The sequence below is a fragment of the Microcoleus sp. PH2017_08_TRC_O_A genome (assembly GCF_020738665.1).
GTDB lineage: Bacteria > Cyanobacteriota > Cyanobacteriia > Cyanobacteriales > Microcoleaceae > Microcoleus.
On record NZ_JAEQCE010000046.1, the window covers coordinates 60,183 to 83,542 of the forward strand.

The following is a 23,360-nucleotide window of genomic DNA, read 5'->3' on the forward strand; positions in this document are numbered from 1 at the left end:
ATACCAATTTTTTATGAGGGTGCATAGAATCTGATCCCCCCTAACCCCCCTGGTGGGAGGGGGGGACAAGAGTTACTCAAAGTCCCCCTTCTTAAGGGGGATTTAGGGGGATCGGGATATGTGCAACGACCCATTAAATTGGTATGACGCACTCCTTGTTTAGAAACCGGGTTTTTTTACGAAAAGACGGATTTTAGACCGCAGATTAGGTAAAAAACCCGGTTTCTGGGTGCCGATGCGTAAGTTTTGTTTTAATTATTTCCCGGCTGTCGAAACTTGTGCACATCTTTGATAACTTGTACCCAGCCGTCAGAGAGAGATTCCAAAATACGATCGCCCTTTTCCTTCGTCGCCACCGTCGCATCGCCCAACACACCGCTATCAGTCAACTCTCGCGTCAGCCAAACAAAAGGCAAGCTACCTTCCATACTCAGCAAACTGTCAGCAGGCAAATCCCTCGGATACTCGCAAACTGCTCGCTCCATTTTCACCTGTTCGGGCAAAATTGACAACATCAAACTCGTTTCGGCATCTCCCGCGTGAATTCCCAATTCTAACTCTTTCGCCGTGAGTAATTGGGCCGCCACATTCGGCACCCGCCAGACAAACAGCGGAAACACTGAAAAATCCTGATATTTCTGATGAATATCCCGCACTGCAATTTCCATTACCTGCGGCTGTCCGCCGTGGGCATTCATCAATACTAATTTCCGAAATCCTGCCCGGTAAATACTGTCAGCAATTTCGCCAATTGCGGCTAAAAGTGTCTGAGCGCCGATCATAGAAGAACGTTTGAGCGTCGCCATCAAAGGCTCGGGCATAGCAAGCTGGGATCTAGACGTGCGAACAAATCGAGTAATTTGGTCGGCGAACCATTTCAGGATTTTCGGCTGCGAACCGACACCGGGCGGCGAAACTACGATCGCAGTGTGGAAAAAGTTCGTGCATCCAGACGACTTAAAACAAGTCTTGCAGGCAGTCAAAACGGCTCGGGAAACGCGATCGCTCTACTCGATCGACTACCGAATCGTGCGCGCAGACACGGCCAAAATCCGCTGGTTGAGCGTGTTAGGGACTCGCGGACAAATAAAATACCAGTCAAAATGGGATAATCGTGATATCCCATTTTGGTAAAGTTTCAGAACGTTGCCATGAGGGCAAATACTGTTTTAACTCATGAGGTAAGACTTTTACGCCTTTCTCATAAGTTGTCTCAATTAAGTTTACAATGGGATTAATTCCTTTCCATGTCATGCTAGATGCCCAGTGTACGGCAGTTTCAACTGAATCTAAAATAGCACCATTCCAATAGTGTTCAAGTGCCGCCCAGCAGCGTTCAATTGAGTTATACTTACTATGATATGGTGGATAGTAAATTAGTCGGATTCTTAAGCCAATTGCCTGAGATAACTCGATGATGCGTTTGATGAATTGTGTGCGATTGCTTCTGATTGCCGGACCACCATCAAGGTCAATCACTAATTCTTCGAGTTCGGTGTAATCAGATTGATTATTGTGCCACCAATCTGTTAGACAATCAACAATAAAATCTGTAGTTTCAGCGGACTGTCCCATATAAATCGATAGTTGATCACTTTGAGTGTTAAGAATGCCAAAGGGGACTAATACAGCTTGCCACTCGGTATCATGATCGTCAGCCGATTTCGGTTCGATGGTTCTGGCTTTACCTCCCCGTGACAGGTTGCCAATTTTTACTTTCGCTTTGGTATCAATTGATATTCGCAGAGACTTGACATCTAGATTGGAGGCTTGATTCTCCTTCAATACATTCTCAAAAATCGCATCAGTTTCGGGAATTTTTTTCAAGGGCTTGGTTTTTTGTGTTTTTTTAGGCGATACCCCATTCGATTTAAAATCGCGCCAATTGTCTGACGAGAAGGTAATTGCTCACTGTCGTAGTTCTTCTGACTCACTAATGCCGCTCGTACCGCCATGGCCGTGATCCGGGCATACAAAAATGTCGATTGAAACTTGGGGTCTGCCTGGGACTCTGGATCTACTAAAGAACGAATATCGGCTTCTAAGTTGGGCAGCAAAATTTCACTTTTATGTCGCCCTCGTGCCCGGTAATTATCTACACAAATCAACCCGGTTCGTCGTTCATGTAAGCCTAGTTGAACACTGTCTCGGTTCCACCCCATAAATGTTTCTACTTTGCGGGCCCAACCATTAAAGTAGTCTTCAGCCACTTTTGCCATAAAGTCTCGACGGCGATAGCCTGTCAGTTTTTTTGCCGCATCTTTGAATGTTAATTTCACTGGCTCACTCAAGATCATTTCTAGCATCCCAATTACAGAAGTAACAACCGCTTATGTCAGATTTTTTGTTTCCTACTCTTCTAGGATAACTGGGGTTATATTTAATCGCAAGCCCCTTATATGTTGCTGCGGCAGGTGCGGGCTCTGCCGCCGGAGCAAGGCGGATTGGTTCCCGCGATCGCCCTTACCGCCTATGCTGGAGAAATTGACTACCAGCAAGCCCTGACTGCGGGGTTCCAGCGGCACATTTGTAAGCCTTTAGATCCAGACAAGTTGGTGCAGGCGATGTTGGATGTGTTCGTGGAGCGATCGGGCAAAAACATTTTTTAATTTAAACTATTTTTTGCTGCTAAAAATCTTTATTTAACGAACCGCAAAGGCGCGAAGAACGCGAAGGAAAAAGAAGAAGAAGAAGAAGAAGAAGAAACAAATAAAATAGTTTTGTAGTAATGACTTTAGTCCTCTCTCGGTCTGAGGAGCGAAAATTAAATAATTTACACATATTTGTGGGATGGGCGTCCCGCCCGTCAAGAAAGGACAAGAATCATAAAATTGTAAGTTATTTAATTCTCATTCCTGAGGACTAAAGTCCTCACCACGAACCAATTGATTGCCGATCGTATCCAATAAAAAAACCTCACAGATGGAGGTTTTTTGATGATTGTTGGCGCTATTCGGACAGGTTAAAACATCCTGTCCCTGCATCATGCCCACAGCCCGTTATACCCTAGTATTAGCGGTAATCTGTACGAACTGCTGGATCGCGATCGCCAGTTGTAGTGGTATAGCGGACATTTTCTTCGCGTTTGCGGGGCATTAAACCGAGCAAACCGGACAAGCCGAGCAAGCCCAACCATCCCCAATCAAAATCGCGATCGTTCTCAGCACTGTAGACACCAGAGCGAGGAGTAGTAGTGGTAGTGGTAGTATCTCTGCTGTTAGTACCCGGAGTTGTATTTGTCTGAGCCGAAGCAGGCAAGTTAGCTGGCACAATGGCTAGACCAGCAGCGATAATACCTGCACCGATTGCTTTGGATAAGTCAGAACGTTTCATAATTCAAATGCTCTCTGTTGGCAAAAATCTTTAACTATCATCACTATATCGATCGCCTTTCAAAGTTAAATCCACCTGTAGCAGTAAAGATTGATTAACTCCAGCTATTACTACAGATTGATATCAAATTTTTAGTGGTCATACGAAATTAAACATAGCTCGCAAAGCCCAAAACGTCACTTCGAGGGGTGTATCTCATATCGTTTCCGGCCGCATCGGTATTGTTCAAACAGTCAACCGTCAACCGTCAACCGTCAACCGTCAACCGTCAACCGTCAACCGTCAAAAATCATACAGACAATGTACTGTTGACAAAAAAAGGTAAACTCAGATATTGCACAGACAACAAAAGCTCGATCGACGGAGATTAAAACAAATTGGGAATAGAGCTACGCAGCTACGTATTTCTAGACAACTTGCAGCCACAGCACGCAGCATACATAGGCACTGTCGCCGCCGGATTCTTGCCACTGCCGGGGGATGCGTCGCTGTGGATAGAAATCTCCCCTGGCATCGAAATTAACCGAATTACCGATGTCGCCCTCAAATCAGCCTCCGTGCGCCCTGGAGTGCAGATAGTCGAGCGCCTGTACGGCTTGCTGGAAGTACACTCGGGCCAGCAGGGCGAAACCAGGGCCGCAGGCAAAGCAATTCTAGAATTCATCGGAGTCCGTAGAGAAGAATGTATCAAACCGCGAGTCATTTCCAGTCAAATTATTCGCAACATCGACCCCCACCAAACCCAATTAATCAACCGCAGCAGGCGCGGACAGTTGCTGCTGGCGGGACAAACGCTTTACGTCTTAGAAGTAGAACCGGCCGCCTATGCAGCGCTGGCAGCCAATGAAGCAGAAAAAGGTGCATCTATTAACATCTTAGAAGTTCAGGCTGTCGGTAGTTTCGGACGGCTTTACCTCGGCGGAGCAGAACGAGATATTATAGCAGGTTCCCAGGCAGCAATTGCGGCGGTGGAAAGCGTATCTGGTCGCGAAAATCCAGCAATTTTTGGTCGCAAGGAATAGGGGTTATAGGAGATGCAATTATGGCAAATACACAGCATTTAGCGCTGCTAAAAAAAGGTGCAGTTACTTGGATTGAATGGAGAAATCTCAACCCAAACCTCGAACCGGATCTGAGCGAAGCTAACCTCGCTGAAGCAAATTTTAGAGGTGCGTATCTTGGGCGGTGTAACCTTTTTAAAACAGACTTGTTTAAGGCTAAATTAATTACAGCAAACCTTGCTGAATCTAATCTCAGTTTAGCAAATCTTGCTGGAGCACAACTCCTCGATACTAAATTAGTTAAAGCTAATTTAACGGGAGCAAATCTCCGAGCGGCCGACCTCCGGGGGGCAGATTTGAGCGGGGCTAATTTAATTGGGGCGGACATCAGTGGTGCGATTCTCCAACAAACCGATTTAGGAGATGCGAATTTAATCGGGGCGGCAATGTTTCGAGTTAATGCGATCGGCGCGAACCTCAATCATGCTAATCTCAGTCAAGCCAATCTCAATCAAGCCGAATTGATTGAAGCACATTTTTACGCAGCCAATTTCTCTAAAGCTAACCTCGGGGAAGCTCACTTCACGGGAGCATATCTTTTTAGGGCAAATCTTAGTTTTGCGGACTTGAGTGCTGCCGATTTCCGCTGGACAAACCTCGGTAAAGCTGATTTGAGAGGGGCGAATTTGACAGGGGCAAATCTCAGAGGAGCCAATTTGGCTGGAGCTAATCTGAGCGAAGCTCATTTGAAAGAAACAATCATGCCTGACGGCAGCATTGTTTCATCATAAGTTTGTAGTTTCTCAAGTAGGGACACGGCACTGCCCATTAGTGTCAACTTAAGGTTAAATGTATTACCAGTCTACTGTCTAACGATTAGGCCCAGATCCCCCCTAGCCCCCCTTAAGAAGGGGGGGACAAGAATCCGATCAAAGTCCCCCTTCTTAAGGGGGATTTAGGGGGATCTGGACTATGGTAAAAACGACATTTATCAAGGCTTTCAGGCTTAAGTTGACACGCTTTGGGCACGCTTGAGTGTCCTGATTGCGGGTAATATGAATTGCGATGCAACCGGAATTCAGATAATTAAAGTTTGTAGTGAGGACTTCAGTCCTTCCTCTGAGTTGAAGTCAATCAGGACTAAAGTCCTTACTACAAACAATTGTTATACCGAACTGGGAGTTAATTTCCACGAGCCGGTGATACATTGTACAGTCCTCTAACCGGGCCTGGTACTGCCTCCGACTCTTGCTGCTGCCGCGGTACAAACGGTTCTTGGACTCGGCTCCCAGGAGCGAAACAGCCACTCGGTTGAGGTGCTACCTGGCAGGCTGCGGGCAAGGCCATAACTGAGGCATCAAAGGGATTGGTGGCATCGGGAACGCGAAGAATAGGGTCGCTGGAAACCTGCCGCTGCATTACTCGTCGGTAGAGGCCGCTGACGCGACTGGCATCGCGCTCGATTTCTTTTTCGGGAAAGGCAACTACGCCGCTGGGGGAACCAATTCCTAGATAGTCGCCCATGTAACCTTGCAAGCTGACGTTGTGATAAAAGTCTCCTGAAGCTTCAAAGAATTGTCGGTTGAAGTTGTCACCAACGGGGCTAAATCGGGCTGTATCTGCTTGAGCAGGTTTGACGGATGCCAGTGCGGCAGAGGCGACAGCGAGAATCAACGCACTGCTGAGGCTTTTTAACTTTTGACTCATAAATTTCAGCTTCTAGATTAATTACGGTTCCAATATAGACTGATTATCGGCGGATTATTTGCGTTTTCTACAAGGTGTTAAGTTATGGATGCTGCTGATTTAAAGGTGTTGCGCGATCGACTTTTGGATTTATTGTGCGAGTTTGCGTACCGCGAGGGCGACTTTGTGCTGTCTTCGGGGCAGAAAAGTTCTTATTATATCAACTGCAAACCGGTGACTTTGCACGCTGAAGGTGCTTTGGCGACGGGGCGCGTACTCTTCTCGATGCTGCCACCTCAAGTGCAGGCTGTGGGCGGTTTGACGTTGGGTGCTGACCCGATTGTAACTGCTGTGAGTGTGGTTTCGGCTCTGGAATGTCGATCGATTCCGGCGCTAATTGTCCGCAAAGAGACGAAGGGACACGGGACAATGGCGTATATTGAGGGGCCTGTGTTGCCTGAAGGGACGAATGTGGCGGTGTTGGAAGATGTCGTAACGACGGGTAAGTCGGCGATGCAGGCGGTGGAGAGGCTGCGGGGTGCTGGCTATAAAGTCGATCGCGTGTTGTCGCTGATCGATCGAGAACAAGGTGGAGCTCAATTATATCGCGAGGAGGGATTGGATTTTCAGGCTGTTTTTACGATCGCCGATCTCAAAGAATGGATTAGTAGCAAGCAATAGGTAAAAGTGCGATCGCCAATCTCCTAGCCTAAAAAATCGCGTCAACTGCCGCCGAACATTTAATAGCGAGAACGGCGGGCGATCGCATCAAATTCACAGCACTCATTACCACAGACAACCAAAAATGTCAACTCACAATTACAGAAGAACAGTTGAAGAAATCCGTGAGTTAGCTTCGATGTTTTGGCCTTCCGACTTATCTCAAAAGGAAGCATAACTCAGTGTTATACCAAAATTGATAGAAACTCAAGATCAATTTATTGCTATTCTTAGCGTCACTGTTTCAGAGTTAAGCGGATTATTTCAAATAGTAAACTCTTCAACACTTTCAGGAAATATGTTCCTGAAGGATTTAATTGTACTGGCGGACTTTGGGGGAGAAATGATAAAAAGATATCCGCTCAATAAATAGGGGTAACAGCAAAAAAGAAGGTTCACAATCTAGGCACAGCATGGTAAAATAGTATCCGCTCAATAAATCGGGGGAAATCACTTAATGATGAGACTCAAACATCGCAAAATCGTTTCCAACACGGTACTCTACCCCGATTTATTGAGCGGATACCTAAAATCGCCATGCAAAAAATCCGTTTCATTGACTTATTCTCAGGAATAGGCGGCATGAGATTAGCCTTTGAAGCCGCCGCACATTCCTTGAATCTGGAAACAGAATGCGTATTAAGTAGCGAAATCAATCCCGATGCTCAATTAGTCTACCAGACCAATTTTGGCGACACACCTTCAGGCGACATCCGACTAATTGACCAACTTCCAGAACATGATATTTTACTAGCAGGATTTCCTTGCCAATCCTTCTCCTACGCAGGCAAAAAAGCAGGCTTTGGAGACACCAGAGGCACACTATTTTTCGAGATTGTACGGCTGATTGACACTTTCAAGCCTCAAGCATTTATTTTTGAGAATGTGCGAGGACTCGTCTCCCACGACAGCGGACAAACCCTAGAAACTATAAAAAGCGAAATGACCGATCGAGGTTACAGCTTCGATTACTTTATACTCAACAGCTCCAACTTTAGTTTACCCCAAAACCGCGTCCGAGTTTACCTAGTAGGAATTTTAAATGCTTCGCCCCAATTTGGGTTAATTTCCGACTTAGGCCCAAAAGATTCCCATTCCTGCAACCATCAACAGTTATCCTTATTTTCCCCGTTGAGTAAACCCGTCGCAGTTGCAGATATTTTGGAAGACAATCCAGACCAAAAATATGATTGCTCGCCAGAATTTGTCAAGGCATTGAAACCAATCGTTAACAATGATTTAAATCGCTTGCACGGAATCCGATTAATCGACTATCGTGGCGGCAATTCGATTCATTCTTGGGAATTGGGTTTGCGAGGCCAGTGCAGTTTAGATGAAATTGAGTTGATGAATCGTTTTATATTGAAAAGGCGCAATAAAGAATTTGGACATCACCAAGATGGGAAGCTTTTAACTAAAGAACAAATCGCTACTTTTTTTGCTCATCCCAATCTTGATGAAATTCTGGATTTACTGGTTGCCAAGAAGTACCTACAGCGCAACAATGATTTGTATAAACCTGTATCGGGTAACTTTTCCTTTGAAGTCTATAAATTTCTAGATCCGCAGAAGATTTCTGTAACACTTGTTGCCAGCGATGCAAATAAATTAGGTGTTTATCACAACCATAGAGTCCGGCGAATTACTCCCCGCGAAGCCGCACGGTTACAAGGTTTTTCCGATAGTTTTGTACTGCATTTCAATGATGATAAAGCTTACTATCAACTGGGCAATAGCGTCAGTATTAATGTGGTAAAAGCTGTGGCGAAAGAAGTTATGCAGAATATTTTGTCCTCTACCAAACAAAAAGTTAGTGCCTTTTGAATTGGGAAGGGTGGGCGAATTTATCCGCCCGCCCTAGCAATATAGTTAGCTTAGCGCTACAGGTTCCTTAGCAAGAAATTTCTCCAACTCAGTCAAAGCATCGGCATCAACCTTAGTCTGCATCGGACAGAACTTAGGCCCGCACATCGAACAGAATTCCGCAGTTTTGTAGATATCTGCTGGCAAAGTTTCGTCGTGATATTCCTTTGCTCTTTCAGGATCGAGCGATAGCTCAAATTGACGGTTCCAATCAAAATTGTAACGCGCCTTCGAGAGTTCGTCGTCTCTGTCTCGCGCACCCGGACGGCCGCGCGCGATATCCGCAGCGTGAGCCGCAATTTTGTAAGCAATCAGCCCGTTTCTGACATCCTCAGCATTCGGCAATCCCAAGTGTTCCTTAGGAGTCACGTAGCACAGCATAGCAGTACCGTACCAACCAGCCATCGCCGCCCCAATCGCTGAGGTAATGTGGTCATATCCTGGTGCAATATCAGTCACCAACGGCCCCAAAACATAGAAAGGAGCTTCCGAGCATTCCTCCATTTGTTTCTTGACATTAAACTCAATTTGATCCATAGGTACGTGGCCCGGGCCTTCCACCATTACCTGCACATCATGTTCCCAAGCTTTGCGAGTTAATTGTCCCAAAGTTTTGAGTTCAGCTAATTGAGCTTCATCCGACGCATCGTGAGTGCAACCGGGGCGCAAAGAATCTCCCAAACTAAACGAAACATCATATTTCTTGAAGATTTCAATGATGTCGTTAAAGTGAGTGTAGAGAGGATTTTGTTTGTGGTGGTGTAGCATCCACCGCGCCAAAATACCGCCGCCGCGAGAAACAATCCCAGTCAGCCGATTTTTGACTAACGGCAAATGCTCAATCAGAATTCCGGCGTGAATTGTTTGGTAATCTACGCCTTGTTGAGCGTGTTTGTCAATGATATGCAGGAAGTCATTCGCCGTCAGACTTTCCATATTACCGTGCACGCTTTCTAGAGCTTGGTAAATTGGTACAGTGCCGATAGGAACTGGTGAAGCTTTGATAATCGTAGTACGAATTTCATCCAAATTGCCACCGCCGGTGGACAAGTCCATCACGGTGTCAGCACCGTATTTAACTGCTAGTTTAAGCTTGTCAACTTCTTCTTCCATATTGGAAGAGTTCGGAGATGCACCGATGTTAGCATTGACTTTGCATTTAGACGCAATGCCGATCGCCATTGGTTCCAAATTCGTATGATTGATGTTAGCGGGAATAATCATCCGTCCCCGCGCTACTTCGGCGCGGATCAGTTCTCCTGGGAGATTTTCTCGCTTAGCAACAAAGTCCATTTCCTCAGTAATGACACCTTGACGGGCGTAGTGCATTTGAGATACGTTGCTGTGACCCTGACGCTTAGCGATCCATTCGGTACGCATATCTTAATGTCCTTCATAAACAGCTTCCCTCCGCTGGTATTACCCAGACTCAGGTTCTAAGGGTGTTTTCTCAGCCCGGATCTGCGGGCACCCCTAGCTTTAGGCTTATGATACTAGCACTTACGTTGGGCAAAGATTAAATCTTTATAAAAAATTCCACAAATATATAATTTTTCAAGAATTTTAAGAATTTTTATTAAAAATTAAATATCTTTAATTTTGCAATTTATCAATGGTCGTAAAGCGCAGCTATCCCATAGGTAATCGTCCTTTCCCAATTTATGATATTTCTGTCATAAAAAAAGAGCGATTACCCAGAATTCAACAACTAACAAAAAAATCACAATTCATCGGGATTAATGCCCATTTGGCGCAACTTTTCTACCAAACGATCTGCCCGAAGTCGTTCTTCGTCAGCGCGAAGGCTTTCTTGTTGAGCGCGAAGGCTTTCTTGTTGAGCGCGAAGGCTTTCTTGTTGAGCACGTTCCTCCCCTATTAATAACAAATTGCCTTCACTATCCCACCAACGCAACCAAGGCAAATTCATCTCATCATATTCCCCTTGCCAGATTCCCAATTCAACTCCAAGCTGTGGAATCGGATAGCGCCCGCGATCGTTCGGACTCAGGCGCTGATAGCGGTTGTCTTCTAAATGATACATTTCTACAGCCGCTTTTTTCACTTCATAAATCCCGTAAAAAGGAATGCGGATCGCCTGTTCGTAAACCCAGAATTTGCCAGGTTTTTGTTCTTGTTGTTCTTCTCTATCTGGATCTGGCGGTGGAGTTCTGTCTCGTTCTTCTGAACCGTTCCCCGACACAAATTCAATTGCAATTAGCGGTGCAACGTATTCTTTCCACAATACATAGGAACGCCTCACCTGACCATTTAAAAGTGGCGGTACATTGGGGACGTAAAACCAATCTGGTGCTTCGGCGCCGCGTTCGGGAGGGTCAGTTAAACGCCAATAAATCCCGCAATCTTGACCGATGCGGTACCGTCCGTCAGGGTGAATTTTTTGCAATACAGGCCGCAGGGAATCGGTGAGAATAATGCTTTGAGGCAGTTCTTGAAAGTTTTTCACAAAAGTACCGTCAGACTCTGGCAGTTCGGTGTGGTCTGGGAGATGGGTGACTCCCAATTCAAATGGTTTAGCAACAGTCATAAAACTTTCGCTGATTTGAGGAGTTAAATTAATTATATAGTAAGTCTAAGGTTTTGGTAATTGGGAGTGGGAATCGAAAATAAGATAAAAGTCAGCCTAACCCAAGATTAAATCAATACTCACTACAAAATCGGGAAAAGCCAGCGGCGAAATTTGTTGTCCGCGTTCAAACTTTTGTATTGAAGTGTAGCCATTTATCGTCGGCTGGCGGTAAACTTCCAAACAGTTTTCCTCAAGATCCCACAGCCATACTTCCTGAATTCCAGAACGCGCATAATTAGGAACTTTGACATCGCGATCGAAATCTACAGTGCTATCTGAAACCTCTACTAAAAGCAACACCTCTGATGGTATTGGATGCGCTGTAGCGTAGTAGTCAGAACGAGGTTGCAGCAAGACAACATCCGGTTGAGGTTCAGTCCTTTCTGTCAACTGAATTGGATCTTGAACACCCAAAATAGCACGTCTTCTCTCCAGATCGGAGAACACAGCGATCAGACGCTTTACACAACTTGCATGACGAGTCCCAATTGCTGCCATTTCGATAATTTCTCCTTCGATCAATTCGACTCTGTTATTTTTATTAAAAACACCTACTTTAATCATCAGGTGATATTCTGGCACTGTAAATAGCCGTCTTTTCATTTCAACAGACATAACTATTCTCCTTTTTTCGCAGTTAGTTTAAGCGGGAGCATCTCTATTTTGCAAAAAGCATTTTTTTTATTATAGTGCGAGCGTCCCCGCTCGCGATTTGTAGCATACGCGAGCGGGGACAGCACTATAAATGCAAAACTGAGATGCTCCCGTTTAAGCTTACTATTTTTTTAACCCAAGATTAAATCAACACTCACTGTCAACTCAGGAAAAGCCAGTGGTGAAACTTGTTGATCGCGTTCAAATTTTTGCACTGAAGTGTAGCCATTTGCGGTGGGATTGCGGTAAACTTCTAAACAGTTTGCTTCCAAATCCCATAACCATACTTCCTGAATGCCCGATCGCGAATAATTTGGTATTTTCACATCGCGGTCATAATTAACGGTACTATCTGCTACCTCTACCAGCAGCAAAACATCCTCGCTATTTGGCAGGGATTCTTCATAAAAATCAGCGCGACGCTGTACTAAGGCAATATCAGGTTGAGGTTCTGAGTTATCATTGAGGCAAATAGGATTTTGCACCCGGATGATAGCACGTGTTCGCACCCGATCGCCAAAAAACTCTGCCAGGCGATCGACACGGGCGGCGTGGCGCCTACCAATTGCTGCCATTTGGATAATTTCTCCTTCGATAAGTTCCACTCGTTCGCGATCGCTAAAAACACCAGCTTCACTCATCAGGTGATATTCTTGCACTGTAAATAGCCGTCTTTGCATTTTCACAGACATAACTATTCTCCTTTTTTAGCATTTGGCATAAGTTTACCATTTTTGCCAAAAATATTCCAATACAGCTCAGTTGCGCTGTACCTTACAACTAACTCTCCGAAGATTCATCGACTTGTGGCTGGTTTTGAGTATCTTTTTCACCGGCTGCAAATCCTTCTGTATCTTGTTTTAATTCTGAGGCAATTGTGCCTCGATCGCGCCAAGCTTCGGCATTTTCTGGCTTGATAGCAATGGCTCGATCGTATGCTGCCATTGCTTCTTCGTAGCGCTTTAATTGCGACAAAGCTGTACCGCAGTGGTGCCAAGCATCGTAGGATTCTGGCTGAATTGCGATCGCCTTTTCGTAAGCTGCGATCGCTTCTTCATGGTGCTGCAATTTTGCCAAAGATTCGCCTTTGCCAAACCAAGCTTCGTAACACTTGGAATTAAGCGTGATTGCTTGGGAGTAAGATGCAATTGCTGCTTCGTGTTGTGATAGTTTGTCGAAAGCTGCGCCTCGGTTGTGCCACACTTCAAAATCCTGCGGTTTAATGGCAATTGCTTTGTCGTAGGATGCGATCGCCTCTTGATGGAGCTGCATTTTTCCCAGCACGGCGCCTCTATTGTACCAAACTTCGTATTTGTCGGCCCGGATATCGAGAGCCCGATCGTAAGAAGCAACAGAATCAGCGTAGCGGAGCAATCTCCACAGCATATTACCTCGATTGTACCAAGTCTCGTATCTCTTGGGATTGAGCTCAAGAGCGCGATCGTAAGAATCGACTGCGGCGGCGTACTGCTGTACTTTACCCAGCATCGCACCTCGGTTGTGCCATATTTCGCTGTCGGTTGTTTTGATAGCCAGGGCGCGATCGTAACTGGCGATCGCCTCTTCGTAATGCTGCAATTTACCCAACAAAGCTGCTATGCTGTGCCAACAACCGTATTTTCTCGGCTCGCTCGCACTTGCTCGCTCGTAACAGGCGATCGCCTCTTCGCACCTCTGCAATTTTCCCAGCAAATTCGCTTTATTGTACCACGCTTCGTAGTGATCCGGTTTAATTAATATTGCTTGGTCGTAACTGGCGATCGCCTCTTCATGACGCTGCAATCTAATTAACACATTGGCGCGCCAATACCACGCCTCATCCGCATTCTTGTTCGTTAAAATAGCTTTTTCTACGCAGGCTAATGCCTCATTGTAATTGCCCTGAAAATAAAGCTCTTCGACTTGCTTTATACAATCGTCAGCAATCAAATTTTGTCCGTCACTAGCAGGTGCTGTTGCAGAAGTTTGTGCATTATTTAACTGCCGCTGAGGTGCGAGTTTGACAGCTTCTTTGGCAACAATTGCCGGAACCTGGGAAATTTCCTGAACAATTTGAGATTTTTTCTCGTCAACTTCTGTTACCAACACTTGCAGGCGCATGATAAATTGAGATTTGAGAGTCTCAATTTGCTCGACGGAAGATTTGGAAAGTTCAGTTTCTCTAGTTAAAAAATCAAGTGATTGTTTAGCTGCACTCATTTGTGCCTCTAATTCATCCCTCATTTTTTGAGTCAGTTGGCGAGAGTTGAGCAACTCTGATTCCAACACACCAATGCCGTGCAATCTTTGATTGGCGTCAGCAACCAACTGTTTGACTACCAGCCTGCGGATCGCCCAAAAAAAGGCGATTGTCACCGGTGGCAAAATAGTACCCAGAATTAATAAAATATTCAGCAGAGTTATCGTATTATTAAAACCATATCCAGTTTCTGCACTGCCAGTCCGTGGAGAGAAAAAATCGAAAGCGTCGCGAACTTGGGGACTGCTTTTAACCCCAGTTTCGATTAATTTAGCCAGCCATGTTTCTTGTAAAGATTGAGTCAGTTCATCGGTGGCTCTAGCAGCAGGATTTGCCTTGGTTTTAACAGCAGGAGATAATTCAGCGCCGGCCGCTGCTACCAGCAAACCAGTCTGCGATTTTACCGCAATTCGTGGGGAAAATTGTTCGTCGGCGATCGTCTCGGGCGCGCTCATTGACTCCGCCGGACGAGAGACGGTATTATTTATGGCATCAACAAAGTTGCTGGCCTGCGGTGTCTCACCAGAGATGGGAGGTGCAGCCGGAGCGGCGTTAGTTTGAGCAGTTACATTCTGGGATGCGAGGGCGGCCAGAGTCAAGAGAGCTACATTTGAGACTCGCATAAACGTCAACTCACCTAGGAGAAATTAGTGTTGTTTGTCAGCAGATCGGGCGATCGACCTCATACTCTCAGCAGTGACAATAGCTTTGATGAGGAATTCTGGGTTACTATCTCCAAAATACGGGCTGCGTCTGACTTGTCAGGAAAAGTCCCAATAATACTCGCCACATAACTTGTGTCAAAGAACACTTTCTCGCACCTAATCCGCCTCCAATCATCCTCGGAATCATCGGGGCGGCTTCACCAATCTGCACAATTTGCCTCATATCCGCCTAAACCGCCCCAACTGATCCGATTTGTACCTCTAAACCGCAGCTAAAACTGCTGACTGTTGCTGTTGTACCGTCGCTGCATCTAAATCGGCACCGTAAATTTCGCAGCTATTATTCGGACTTTCAATCAGCTTAATCTTGTGCAACTCAGCGCCCAATTCCCGTATGGGCGATCGCAACAATTGCCCGATCCGAACCGCAATATTCTCCGCCGTTGGCACAACCTTCTCAAAATAAGCAATATCCTTATTTAAAAAAGTGTGATCGAAAGGTTCAACAACATAATCATCAACAGCTTTTTGCAAAGCTCCCAAATCAGCAATCATCCCAGTCCGCGCATCAATTTCCCCTTTAACAGTCACCTCTAAATGATAGTTGTGACCGTGACCGTTAGGACGAGCACATTTGCCATAAATTTCCGAGTTTTCTTCAAAACTTAAATCGGGACGAGCCAACCGATGGGCGGCACTAAAATGAGTGGACAGAGTTAGATAAGCTTCCATGCCATTTCCTAAATATTCAGCCCAAAGTTCCGGGTGTTCAAACAATTGAATTTTGCTCACAGGCAAATGAGGAGCTAGCCGCAGCCAAATTTGCCGTGCTATGTTTTCGGTAGTTGGCAGAGTCTGCCCAAATTCCGGCCATGCTTCGTTAAGGTAAGAAAAATCGAGATCCTTGGTAACTTCCCGCTTGATGACGTGTTTGACATCAGACAGGTTGAGCACCATGCCGTACTCGTCGAGTTCTCCTATCATGGAAACGTAAAGAACGTAATTGTGTCCGTGTCCCGGTGCGCGGGCAGTTGGGCCAAACCGTTCAAAGTTCTCGGCTTCGCTCAACTCCGGTAGCCAGTACCGGTGACTCGCCGAAAACTGTGCCCGACGATTGATGATGCACTGCATAAAAGTCAAGTAGGGTAAGCTTGTTAAGTTCTGTAAAGGACTTACTTCTTAAGGATAAACTAATTTTTGCTGGAATTTTTCGATAATTTTAGGGTGCTGCGAATGAATTTCTACCAATTTTCGAGATATTGGCAACAGCTAGCCTCACCAGGCGCTGGGCTGATTTTGGACGACAACACAGATATCACCGGCAGAAAATACCGCTACAAAACAGTTTCTCGCCATCAGTTGCTTTTCCATCAGTTAAGAATCTTTGACAAAGTGCGATTCCCTACAGGGTAGCTGCGCTTGACGACCTTTTTGCAACACAGCGCACTCCGCAGTTCGGGTTTTTCGCATAAACTCTGCCACAGTCAGGAGTTTGCGGTTCAGTTGCCAGCAAAACTAATCATCCATCACCAATTACTCATTACCAAATCTTAATGAATTGGATTACTGAACAAGCCGATCGCTTTTTTGAAAATTTGTATGGTGCGATCGCAACTCCCCTATTTTATATCGGGGACACTCATCTGTCCATTAGTGCGATCGTCAAACTGATAATATTAGCTATATTAGCCTTCGTTATAGCTCGTCTCATCAGTGAAGGAATCAAACGCAGCCTGCTAGTTAGGATGGGATTGGATCGGGGCAGTCGGGAAGCAATTTCCACCATCATCAGCTACATCTTAGCAACCCTTGGCTGTATATTCGTCATGCAAGGTGCAGGGCTCAATCTCACCTCTCTGACAGTCTTAGCTGGCGTCGTCGGCATTGGTTTCGGCTTCGGCTTGCAAAATCTCGCCAGCAACTTTATCAGCGGTCTGACCCTACTATTTGAGCAGCAAATTCGAGTCGGAGACTTTATTGAGATTGACCATTTATTAGGAACAGTTGAAAATATTTCCATCCGTTCCACAATTATCAAAACAATCGACGGACTATTTGTAATCATACCAAACATCAAGTTTGTCGAAACCAACATTATTAACTGGAGTTATAGAGACCCCAGATGCCGCGTCCACATCCCCGTCGGCGTTGCCTATGGAACTGACCCAGTATTAGTTACAGAAGCACTGTTAGTCGCTGCGAGACTGGAATCGAATATCTTATCACATCCTTCTCCGAAAGTTTGGTTTCGCGGGTTTGGAGATAACGCTTTAGATTTTGAACTTTTAATTTGGATTGACCAGCCACAGAAAAGCGATGAAATTAAAAGTGCGGTCAACTTTTTAATAGATTATGAATTGCGCCACCGCAATATCGAAATCCCATTTCCCCAGCGGGATTTGTGGCTGCGGAACCCGCAAGAGTTAACCAAACATTTTCACGATCGCAAAGACGATCATTCAAACGGTCAGGTTTTCCCCCAGAATGCCAAACATTCAGCCGAACTCAAATCTAATTCCACCGTTTCCGAGCCTAAAAAGCAAGGGGTTAAATCCCCTAATAATTGGACGCTACGAGATTTGTTGCGGCGAGTAACTTATTTTGAACAGTGTACAGATGTAGAACTGCGGCAGTTAATTGAATACGGCTACCGACAACTTTTTCCAACAGGACAGATTGTCTGCAATGAAAATGACCCTGGCGATTCTTTTTATATTATTCTTTCTGGTTCTGTAGAAGTTCTTTCTCAAAAAGCCGATCAGTACATTGCGACGCTTCACGAGGGCGAGTTTTTTGGGGAAATCTCTTTGCTGTTGGGAACTCCGAGAACGGCGACTGTTAAAACTAGCGAAGATGCAATTTTGTTTGTGGTGGAACGCCACGACTTGCAAAAACTTTTAACAGAACAACCGAATTTGGCAGATCAGATTGCTCAAAAATTGTCCGAACGCCAGCAAGCTTTGAGAGATTTGGGATTGTTAGAGGGCGACTCTCTGGAACAAACTCCTTTTATTAAAATCCGGAAGCGAATTCAAGTTCTGTTTGGAATTTGACATTCAGAACTCATTGGGAATTGGGAATTGGGAATTGGGAATTGGGAATTGGGAATTGGGAATTGGGAATTGGGAATGAATTAGAAGTTATTTGTTATTTGTTATTGATAGCCCGCAACAAATAACCAATAACAAATAACCCATAACCAATAACCATAACTTCTTCACTAACTTCTAATTTTCAATTCCTCCTGTGCTTCCCGCCGCAGTCTAGCAGCAATTCTAAACAGTTCTTGACCTGTGTGCAAATGGCGATCGTCATAATTGAGGGTAAATAAATGCAATTCTTCTATGCCATCTCCCACTTGATTGATGCAGTAGTAAAGATGGGCCGCAACTCCGGCTACATTAGATGGATTGGGCATCACCCTCAGAAAGTCATTAGCTTTTGAAAGAAAATCGCGACAGGTTTCGATATAAGCTTGAAACTTTTCGATCAGTTCATCATCGAACGGATCTGCTGACAATTCGTTTATTTCCTTTTTCAGCGGCTTCAAGATGTTGTTGAGTATTCGATTGACTGGTTTGTATACTTTAATCAGCCACTGTTCCATGTGTTCGTCGGCGTCCCGCGCTGCTTGTTGTCGCTGGCGGGTAACGTTTGGCGCGTAGGGTGATTGCTCTTCGCTGGGCTGGGAGATTTGGCGATCGTAAGATTGTCTTTGCTGGGCATCTCCTAATATTTCATAGGCTGCATTGAGGCGGACAATCTCTTCGTGACCGGCTGTCGCACTCTGGCTGTCTGGATGAAATATTTTGACTAAACGGCGGTATGCTTGTTTAATCTCGGCTTGGGTTGCGGTTGGGCTAATTTTTAGGGTTTTGTAGTGATTGGTAACAGAAGACACGCTATTATTTCCTTGAAATCTGGATAATCTGCGAAAAAGTGCTTGACAAAAATATCATTATTTGCTAATATACCAAGTATTTATACGATATAAATGCCAGCAATTTCAGGTAAAAAACATCTGCTTTTAGAGTATCATAAATATATTAAAAAAGAATCTTAAAAAAAACATTCATACTTTTGAAATGGCAAGCGGATTAACATTGGCGACTTACTACAGCAGAAGTCAGCAGGCTTGAGTTCAATATGTCGCAAGCCCAAAATTCATCTTAGTAAAGGAATCTCAAGAAGCGGAATGGGATTCAATTTAAGCTGATACTAATGGCAGCATAAATAGAGCTATAAAAGTAATTCCTGACTTCATGAAGGGAATAGAGGGATTGCAGTTTATTCCTGTATTTTTAGGAATGTGCACTAAAATTACCAACGTAGATGTCTAACATTGACTACTTTTGGGTAGCCTTGTCTGGGTTTTTACGAGCGGTTTGTACAATGCGAGAATATCGTAACCGTCAGGGCGATTGCTCGATCGCGATCGACAATAGACTTGAATTGCAAAAATCGGAAAACACCCTGAAATTATCTGCGTTGCATCGTCGGTTGCATCTGTCTGACATCTGCGCTTGAAGGATCGATCGAAGACTTATGCAATCTTGTCTAATAATCTATCGCAATTTTTTCATCTCAAAAGCCAAGCAGGGCGTACATTCTACGCCCTGCCCTCAGTTTCTGCAACTCGCGCCGGAGGCTAGTTTAGTTGACAGCCACCGCCAGATTCAGTTCTGGATCCTGGAACAAGGGAGTGCTGAGATAGCGCTCGCCGAAGCTAGGCTGAATCATCACAATCAATTTACCTGCATTTTCAGGACGCTTGCCGACTTTCAAAGCTGCACACAGTGCCGCACCGCTGGAAATACCGGACAAAAGTCCTTCTTCTCTGGCTAAGCGACGCCCGTAGGCGATCGCCTCGTCATCGGTAACAACGATCACTTCGTCGATCGCATTTACATTCAGCACTGGCGGCACAAAACCTGCACCGATACCTTGAATTTTATGAGGCCCGGGCTTTCCGCCCGACAGTACCTGACTGTTTGCTGGTTCAACGGCGATCGCCTTAAACTCGGGTTTCCGGGACTTAATCACCTCTGCAACACCAGTAATCGTGCCGCCAGTGCCGACTCCAGAAATCAGGAAATCCACCTCGCCGTCGGTATCTGCCCAAATTTCCTCAGCCGTTGTCGAACGGTGAATGTCCGGGTTGGCTGGATTCCGAAACTGCTGCAACATATACGCATTCGGAGTTTTGTCTACAATCTCTTGAGCGCGCCGAATGCAGCCACTCATGCCTTCTATGCCGGGAGTCAATTCTAGTTGAGCTCCGTAAGCTCGTAACATCGATCGACGTTCCGTGCTCATCGTATCCGGCATGGTCAAAATCAACTGGTAGCCCTTTGCGGCCGCCACCATTGCTAGAGCAATTCCGGTATTGCCAGATGTCGGTTCTACTAAAACCGTTTTCCCGGGAGTAATCAGCCCTTCTGCCTCGGCTTGATTCACCATATTGACACCAATCCGGTCTTTTACTGATGCTGCCGGATTCATGCCTTCGAGTTTGACTACAATCCGAGCCAAGCAGCCTTCGGCTTGGGGAATGCGGTTGAGTTGCACCAGGGGTGTGTGCCCCACCAATTCTGTAATGTCGCCAGCAATACGCATAATCTTTGTCTGCTTGTTGTTGAAAGTAAATGTTAATTCCTAGTTGGCAATATTAAGCTATTGCGTATTGAGATTTAACTTTTAGGGCTGGCTCTCTCGCCTACCGCACTGATTGTTTGAAAAATACAGGATTTTGAAAATTAGACGCGCACCGGCTTAACCTAGATGTAATACATAATATTGAGCTGCCGTCTGCCATTGCGTTTTTCGCACAGATCTTGTAGCGTATATTTTTGCAACACCGAGTTGGCGATCGATCGCGCTTCTTGCCAAACTTCCCAAATCACAGCACTTTCTACAGTTTGAGCAGGCGAGTCTTTTTCAGAGCGATCGAAGTCTGAGCCTTCGAGACAGTTGATAATTTCGAGCAGTGTAATTTTCCACGGTTCCCGCGCCAAGATATAACCACCCTTAGCTCCTCGCTGGCTGCGAATCAGCCCGCAGCGTCTCATGGTAGCGAGCAACTGTTCTAAATATCGATCGGGAATATTTTGCTGAGCAGCTATCTGGCGAATTTGCAGGGGTTCGCCCTCATCGTAGCAATCGGCCAGCTCCAGCAAAGCTAAGATTGCGTATTCGCTTTTACAGGAGAGTTCTACCATAGTTGCACTTGAAAGTACCAGAATTCTCAACTCCGAAGTCAGATTTTAGAATCATTCTCAATTTTGAGTTCCAAATTCTCACTCCTCACCTTTGATTATACTCCGGTTCTCCACTAGAGTTTACTGACTTCCATCAATTCCTTGCAAAAAAGGCTCGCAGGGCGATCGTATGTATCGCTCATTAATCCACAGTCTTATCCTCGTGGTGGCTTCCGTCAAGCACTCTCATCTACAGTAGAAAAGTCAAGTAATGATGGAACATCAAAGCAGGGAAGTTCAACTTGCAAATACTTATCTCCACATAGATTCTCTGGTTTACCATCTCTATACATAATAAGAGCTTGAGCCTGCGCCCACATCGCCACTTCTTTTCGTTCCATGTCATTGAGTCTAGAGGCAATTGTTTGCAAAGCTTTCAAAGTCAGCGCTTGATCGAGTACCCCCGAAATCATTGTCATTTCATAACAATGTTCCATATATTCGTAGGGAATCTGCTCGTATGGGGGGGGCGGAGCGACACGCTTCAAATGCTGGTAGATCTCGGTTCTGCGATCGAAATCCACCAATTCCTCAATAAGAGGCAATATAGGCACTAAGACGGCGGGTGGAGGAATTTTTCTGTGATACTTACGGGAATTTGGTGAAAAATAGGCAATCCGAAGAGTTATTCCCCACTCTCTCATCGCTCTTTCGGCTTCAGGACAGAAAAAATGAAACCTGACCCATTTCTCTAAATCAATGGCCACATCCCGTCCCATCTGCTGTGCCAGCAGCGACAACGCCTTCACAATTACCTGCCGTACCAGTTCGCCCCGCTCCCCATCTGGACTTCCTGTCCAATCCCTCATGCGATTGTGAGTCTCATGCTCAATAAAAGCCTGGGTATAAATCGACTCCCAGATAGACGGTTGCTCTAGTAGAGCATTTGGCAATCCCACCAGCGGTAAAAAAGGAGCAGCCCAAGGTAGAGTTGGTAAAGACAAAGCTCTCAAGTAATGCGAGCTTTCAATGTCTTTCCAAGAAAAATCAAGTTCCAAACAGTTCTGTTTTGTCATAAATGATAGTGTCTATCAAGGCCTAAAACGTAACTCTAACCCCAGAAGCCTTGCAATTATTTCTAATGTAACCAGAACAGCTCCTGCTACCCCCGCTCCTACCCATAAAACACTGTATTAAGCTGTTCTGCATTTAAACTTTACAGTCAAAATTTGATGAAGTTCTTGTGGGGTAGGCGTCTCGCCCGCACAAAAAATACAATTTAGATGTAGAACAGCTTATCACTCATTAATCCAAAGTCTGATCCTCGTGGTGGCTTCCGTCAAGCACTCTCATCTAAAGCAGAAAAGTCAAGTAATGATGGAACATCAAAGCAAGGTAGTTCAACTTGCAAATACTTATCTCCACACAGATTCTCTGGTTTAATTAACTCTTCATAACAATGCTCCATATATTCGTAGGGGATCTGCTCGTATGGGGGGGGCGGAGCGACACGCTTCAAAGCGTCCTTAATCTCGGTTCTGCGAGCCAAAGCTACCAGTTCAGAAATCTCTGGTAATATTGGCTCTAAGACGGCGGGTGGAGGAACTTTTCGAGGATAACGACGGGACTTTGGCGAAATATAGGCATACCTAAGAGTAATTTGCCACTCTGTCATCGCTCTTTCGGCTTCAGGACAGCATTCGTGAAACCTGACCCATTTCTCTAAATCAATTGCCACATTCCGTCCCATCTGCTGTGCTAGCAGCGACAACGCCTTCGTGACTATCTGCCGTCTCAGTTCGCCCCGCTCCCCGTCTGGACTTCCTGTCCAATCTCTCAGACGATAGTCAGTCTCATACTCAATAAAAGCCTGGGTATAAATTGACTCCCAGATAGATGGTTGCTCTAGTAGGGCATTTGGCAATCCTAGCAGCGGTAGAAAAGGAGCAGCCCACGGTAAAGTGGGTAAAGACAAAGCTCTCAAGTAATTCCAGCTTTCCCAATCTTTCCAAGAAAAATCAAGTTCCAAACAGTTCTGTTTTGTCATAAATGATCGTGTCTATCAAGGCCTAAAACGTAACTCTAACCCCAGAAGCCTTGCAATTACTTCTAATGTGATTAGAACAGCTCCTGCTACCCCCGCTCCTACCCATAAAACACTGTATTAAGCTGTTCTGCATTTAAACTTTACAGTCAAAATTTGATGAAGTTTTTGTGGGTGGGCGTCTCGCCCGCACAAAAAATACAATTTAGATGTAGAACAGCTTATCACTCATTAATCCACAGTCTTATCAGGAGTGGTGGGTTCCGTCAAGCGCACTCTCATCTAAAGCAGAAAAGTCAAGTAATGATGGAACATCAAAGCAAGGTAGTTCAACTTGCAAATACTTATCTCCACACAGATTCTCTGGTTTA

Annotated in this window: 22 protein-coding genes, 2 pseudogenes and 1 riboswitch; of the genes and pseudogenes, 9 read left to right on the forward strand and 15 right to left on the reverse strand. The window is 45.3% G+C overall.

The features are described from left to right. Positions 1-251 precede the first annotated feature (251 nt). Positions 252-779 (reverse strand): annotated as a pseudogene (locus tag JGK22_RS17655) (creatininase family protein); the annotation flags it as partial. Positions 780-840: 61 nt separating this feature from the next. On the opposite strand from JGK22_RS17655, the gene JGK22_RS17660 reads away from it, so the two are divergent. After that, positions 841-1,134, forward strand: coding sequence for a PAS domain-containing protein (locus JGK22_RS17660; protein ID WP_293186855.1), 294 nt, complete (start codon positions 841-843; stop codon positions 1,132-1,134). Here JGK22_RS17660 and JGK22_RS33300 read toward each other — a convergent pair. Continuing rightward, positions 1,099-2,306: pseudogene (locus JGK22_RS33300) on the reverse strand (ISAzo13 family transposase). The gene JGK22_RS17660 and the pseudogene JGK22_RS33300 sit on opposite strands and share 36 nt — an antisense overlap. Positions 2,307-2,399: 93 nt before the next feature. Between JGK22_RS33300 and JGK22_RS17675 the strand changes: the two are divergent. Further along, positions 2,400-2,609, forward strand: a complete 210-nt coding sequence (locus JGK22_RS17675) for a hypothetical protein (RefSeq protein WP_293185897.1) — start codon at positions 2,400-2,402, stop codon at positions 2,607-2,609. 403 nt (positions 2,610-3,012) lie between these two features. Here JGK22_RS17675 and JGK22_RS17680 read toward each other — a convergent pair whose 3' ends face one another. Then, positions 3,013-3,333 (reverse strand): WGxxGxxG family protein, encoded by a 321-nt coding sequence (locus JGK22_RS17680; RefSeq protein WP_293185898.1) that lies wholly within the window; start codon positions 3,331-3,333, stop codon positions 3,013-3,015. Between the two features lie 377 nt (positions 3,334-3,710). Between JGK22_RS17680 and JGK22_RS17685 the strand changes: the two genes are divergently transcribed. Next, positions 3,711-4,355, forward strand: a complete 645-nt coding sequence (locus tag JGK22_RS17685) for a hypothetical protein (protein WP_293151824.1) — start codon at positions 3,711-3,713, stop codon at positions 4,353-4,355. 20 nt (positions 4,356-4,375) lie between these two features. Then, positions 4,376-5,125 (forward strand): pentapeptide repeat-containing protein, encoded by a 750-nt coding sequence (locus JGK22_RS17690; RefSeq protein ID WP_293313315.1) that lies wholly within the window; start codon positions 4,376-4,378, stop codon positions 5,123-5,125. Positions 5,126-5,516: 391 nt separating this feature from the next. Here JGK22_RS17690 and JGK22_RS17695 read toward each other — a convergent pair whose 3' ends face one another. Further along, on the reverse strand, positions 5,517-6,041 hold the full coding sequence (locus JGK22_RS17695) for a hypothetical protein (RefSeq protein WP_293185901.1): 525 nt from the start codon (positions 6,039-6,041) through the stop codon (positions 5,517-5,519). Between the two features lie 84 nt (positions 6,042-6,125). On the opposite strand from JGK22_RS17695, the gene pyrE reads away from it, so the two are divergent. Continuing rightward, positions 6,126-6,701, forward strand: coding sequence for an orotate phosphoribosyltransferase (gene pyrE, locus JGK22_RS17700; protein WP_293313317.1), 576 nt, complete (start codon positions 6,126-6,128; stop codon positions 6,699-6,701). A gap of 576 nt (positions 6,702-7,277) precedes the next feature. Beyond that, positions 7,278-8,564 (forward strand): DNA (cytosine-5-)-methyltransferase, encoded by a 1,287-nt coding sequence (gene dcm, locus JGK22_RS17705; RefSeq protein WP_293198424.1) that lies wholly within the window; start codon positions 7,278-7,280, stop codon positions 8,562-8,564. 45 nt (positions 8,565-8,609) lie between these two features. Here dcm and thiC read toward each other — a convergent pair whose 3' ends face one another. The 6 genes from thiC to JGK22_RS17735 all read right to left on the reverse strand — a co-directional run bounded on the left by thiC (position 8,610) and on the right by JGK22_RS17735 (position 15,879). After that, the gene (gene thiC / locus JGK22_RS17710; protein WP_293185905.1) at positions 8,610-9,983 is read right to left on the reverse strand and encodes a phosphomethylpyrimidine synthase ThiC; all 1,374 of its coding nucleotides are present in this window, start codon (positions 9,981-9,983) and stop codon (positions 8,610-8,612) included. A gap of 8 nt (positions 9,984-9,991) precedes the next feature. Beyond that, a riboswitch (TPP riboswitch) is annotated at positions 9,992-10,088 on the reverse strand. Between the two features lie 235 nt (positions 10,089-10,323). Next, on the reverse strand, positions 10,324-11,148 hold the full coding sequence (locus JGK22_RS17715; protein ID WP_293313319.1) for a Uma2 family endonuclease: 825 nt from the start codon (positions 11,146-11,148) through the stop codon (positions 10,324-10,326). Between the two features lie 96 nt (positions 11,149-11,244). Continuing rightward, positions 11,245-11,805 carry a Uma2 family endonuclease gene (locus JGK22_RS17720; protein WP_293225914.1) on the reverse strand — a complete coding sequence of 187 codons (561 nt, stop codon included), beginning with the start codon at positions 11,803-11,805 and terminating at the stop codon, positions 11,245-11,247. A gap of 170 nt (positions 11,806-11,975) precedes the next feature. Next, positions 11,976-12,536 carry a Uma2 family endonuclease gene (locus tag JGK22_RS17725; RefSeq protein WP_293185908.1) on the reverse strand — a complete coding sequence of 187 codons (561 nt, stop codon included), beginning with the start codon at positions 12,534-12,536 and terminating at the stop codon, positions 11,976-11,978. Positions 12,537-12,624: 88 nt separating this feature from the next. Continuing rightward, entirely contained in the window at positions 12,625-14,706 is a 2,082-nt protein-coding gene (locus tag JGK22_RS17730; protein ID WP_293191508.1) for a tetratricopeptide repeat protein, read from the reverse strand. Between the two features lie 303 nt (positions 14,707-15,009). After that, entirely contained in the window at positions 15,010-15,879 is an 870-nt protein-coding gene (locus JGK22_RS17735) for a 6-carboxytetrahydropterin synthase (protein ID WP_293185910.1), read from the reverse strand. A gap of 102 nt (positions 15,880-15,981) precedes the next feature. Here JGK22_RS17735 and JGK22_RS17740 point away from each other — a divergent pair, with 102 nt between their 5' ends. The 3 genes from JGK22_RS17740 (at position 15,982) to JGK22_RS17750 (ending at position 17,926) form a co-directional block, all read left to right on the forward strand. Continuing rightward, a complete protein-coding gene (locus JGK22_RS17740; RefSeq protein ID WP_293191506.1) occupies positions 15,982-16,161 on the forward strand; it encodes a hypothetical protein in 180 nt (59 codons plus the stop codon). A gap of 140 nt (positions 16,162-16,301) precedes the next feature. Continuing rightward, a complete protein-coding gene (locus JGK22_RS17745; protein WP_293225918.1) occupies positions 16,302-17,801 on the forward strand; it encodes a cyclic nucleotide-binding domain-containing protein in 1,500 nt (499 codons plus the stop codon). Continuing rightward, positions 17,798-17,926, forward strand: a complete 129-nt coding sequence (locus JGK22_RS17750; RefSeq protein ID WP_293313321.1) for a hypothetical protein — start codon at positions 17,798-17,800, stop codon at positions 17,924-17,926. Before JGK22_RS17745 ends, JGK22_RS17750 begins: the two co-directional genes overlap by 4 nt. Before the next feature lie 42 nt (positions 17,927-17,968). On the opposite strand, the gene JGK22_RS17755 is transcribed toward JGK22_RS17750, so the two are convergent. The 5 genes from JGK22_RS17755 to JGK22_RS17775 form a co-directional block, all read right to left on the reverse strand. Next, the gene (locus JGK22_RS17755; RefSeq protein ID WP_293191502.1) at positions 17,969-18,649 is read right to left on the reverse strand and encodes a J domain-containing protein; all 681 of its coding nucleotides are present in this window, start codon (positions 18,647-18,649) and stop codon (positions 17,969-17,971) included. Positions 18,650-19,401: 752 nt separating this feature from the next. Next, on the reverse strand, positions 19,402-20,364 hold the full coding sequence (gene cysK / locus JGK22_RS17760) for a cysteine synthase A (protein WP_293313323.1): 963 nt from the start codon (positions 20,362-20,364) through the stop codon (positions 19,402-19,404). 161 nt (positions 20,365-20,525) lie between these two features. Further along, positions 20,526-20,966 carry an Rrf2 family transcriptional regulator gene (locus tag JGK22_RS17765; RefSeq protein WP_293185915.1) on the reverse strand — a complete coding sequence of 147 codons (441 nt, stop codon included), beginning with the start codon at positions 20,964-20,966 and terminating at the stop codon, positions 20,526-20,528. A gap of 215 nt (positions 20,967-21,181) precedes the next feature. Next, entirely contained in the window at positions 21,182-22,021 is an 840-nt protein-coding gene (locus tag JGK22_RS17770) for a hypothetical protein (protein WP_293313325.1), read from the reverse strand. 263 nt (positions 22,022-22,284) lie between these two features. Next, entirely contained in the window at positions 22,285-22,992 is a 708-nt protein-coding gene (locus tag JGK22_RS17775) for a hypothetical protein (RefSeq protein ID WP_293313327.1), read from the reverse strand. Between the last annotated feature and the right edge of the window lie 368 nt (positions 22,993-23,360).

Coding starts and splice junctions, on each gene's coding strand:
- JGK22_RS17675 (WP_293185897.1), top strand. CDS start 2,400: ATGTTGCTGCGGCAGGTGCGGGCTCTGCCGCCGGAGCAAGGCGGATTG.
- JGK22_RS17680 (WP_293185898.1), bottom strand. CDS start 3,333: ATGAAACGTTCTGACTTATCCAAAGCAATCGGTGCAGGTATTATCGCT.
- JGK22_RS17690 (WP_293313315.1), top strand. CDS start 4,376: ATGGCAAATACACAGCATTTAGCGCTGCTAAAAAAAGGTGCAGTTACT.
- JGK22_RS17695 (WP_293185901.1), bottom strand. CDS start 6,041: ATGAGTCAAAAGTTAAAAAGCCTCAGCAGTGCGTTGATTCTCGCTGTC.
- pyrE (WP_293313317.1), top strand. CDS start 6,126: ATGGATGCTGCTGATTTAAAGGTGTTGCGCGATCGACTTTTGGATTTA.
- dcm (WP_293198424.1), top strand. CDS start 7,278: ATGCAAAAAATCCGTTTCATTGACTTATTCTCAGGAATAGGCGGCATG.
- thiC (WP_293185905.1), bottom strand. CDS start 9,983: ATGCGTACCGAATGGATCGCTAAGCGTCAGGGTCACAGCAACGTATCT.
- JGK22_RS17715 (WP_293313319.1), bottom strand. CDS start 11,148: ATGACTGTTGCTAAACCATTTGAATTGGGAGTCACCCATCTCCCAGAC.
- JGK22_RS17720 (WP_293225914.1), bottom strand. CDS start 11,805: ATGTCTGTTGAAATGAAAAGACGGCTATTTACAGTGCCAGAATATCAC.
- JGK22_RS17725 (WP_293185908.1), bottom strand. CDS start 12,536: ATGTCTGTGAAAATGCAAAGACGGCTATTTACAGTGCAAGAATATCAC.
- JGK22_RS17730 (WP_293191508.1), bottom strand. CDS start 14,706: ATGCGAGTCTCAAATGTAGCTCTCTTGACTCTGGCCGCCCTCGCATCC.
- JGK22_RS17735 (WP_293185910.1), bottom strand. CDS start 15,879: ATGCAGTGCATCATCAATCGTCGGGCACAGTTTTCGGCGAGTCACCGG.
- JGK22_RS17740 (WP_293191506.1), top strand. CDS start 15,982: ATGAATTTCTACCAATTTTCGAGATATTGGCAACAGCTAGCCTCACCA.
- JGK22_RS17745 (WP_293225918.1), top strand. CDS start 16,302: ATGAATTGGATTACTGAACAAGCCGATCGCTTTTTTGAAAATTTGTAT.
- cysK (WP_293313323.1), bottom strand. CDS start 20,364: ATGCGTATTGCTGGCGACATTACAGAATTGGTGGGGCACACACCCCTG.
- JGK22_RS17765 (WP_293185915.1), bottom strand. CDS start 20,966: ATGGTAGAACTCTCCTGTAAAAGCGAATACGCAATCTTAGCTTTGCTG.
- JGK22_RS17770 (WP_293313325.1), bottom strand. CDS start 22,021: ATGACAAAACAGAACTGTTTGGAACTTGATTTTTCTTGGAAAGACATT.
- JGK22_RS17775 (WP_293313327.1), bottom strand. CDS start 22,992: ATGACAAAACAGAACTGTTTGGAACTTGATTTTTCTTGGAAAGATTGG.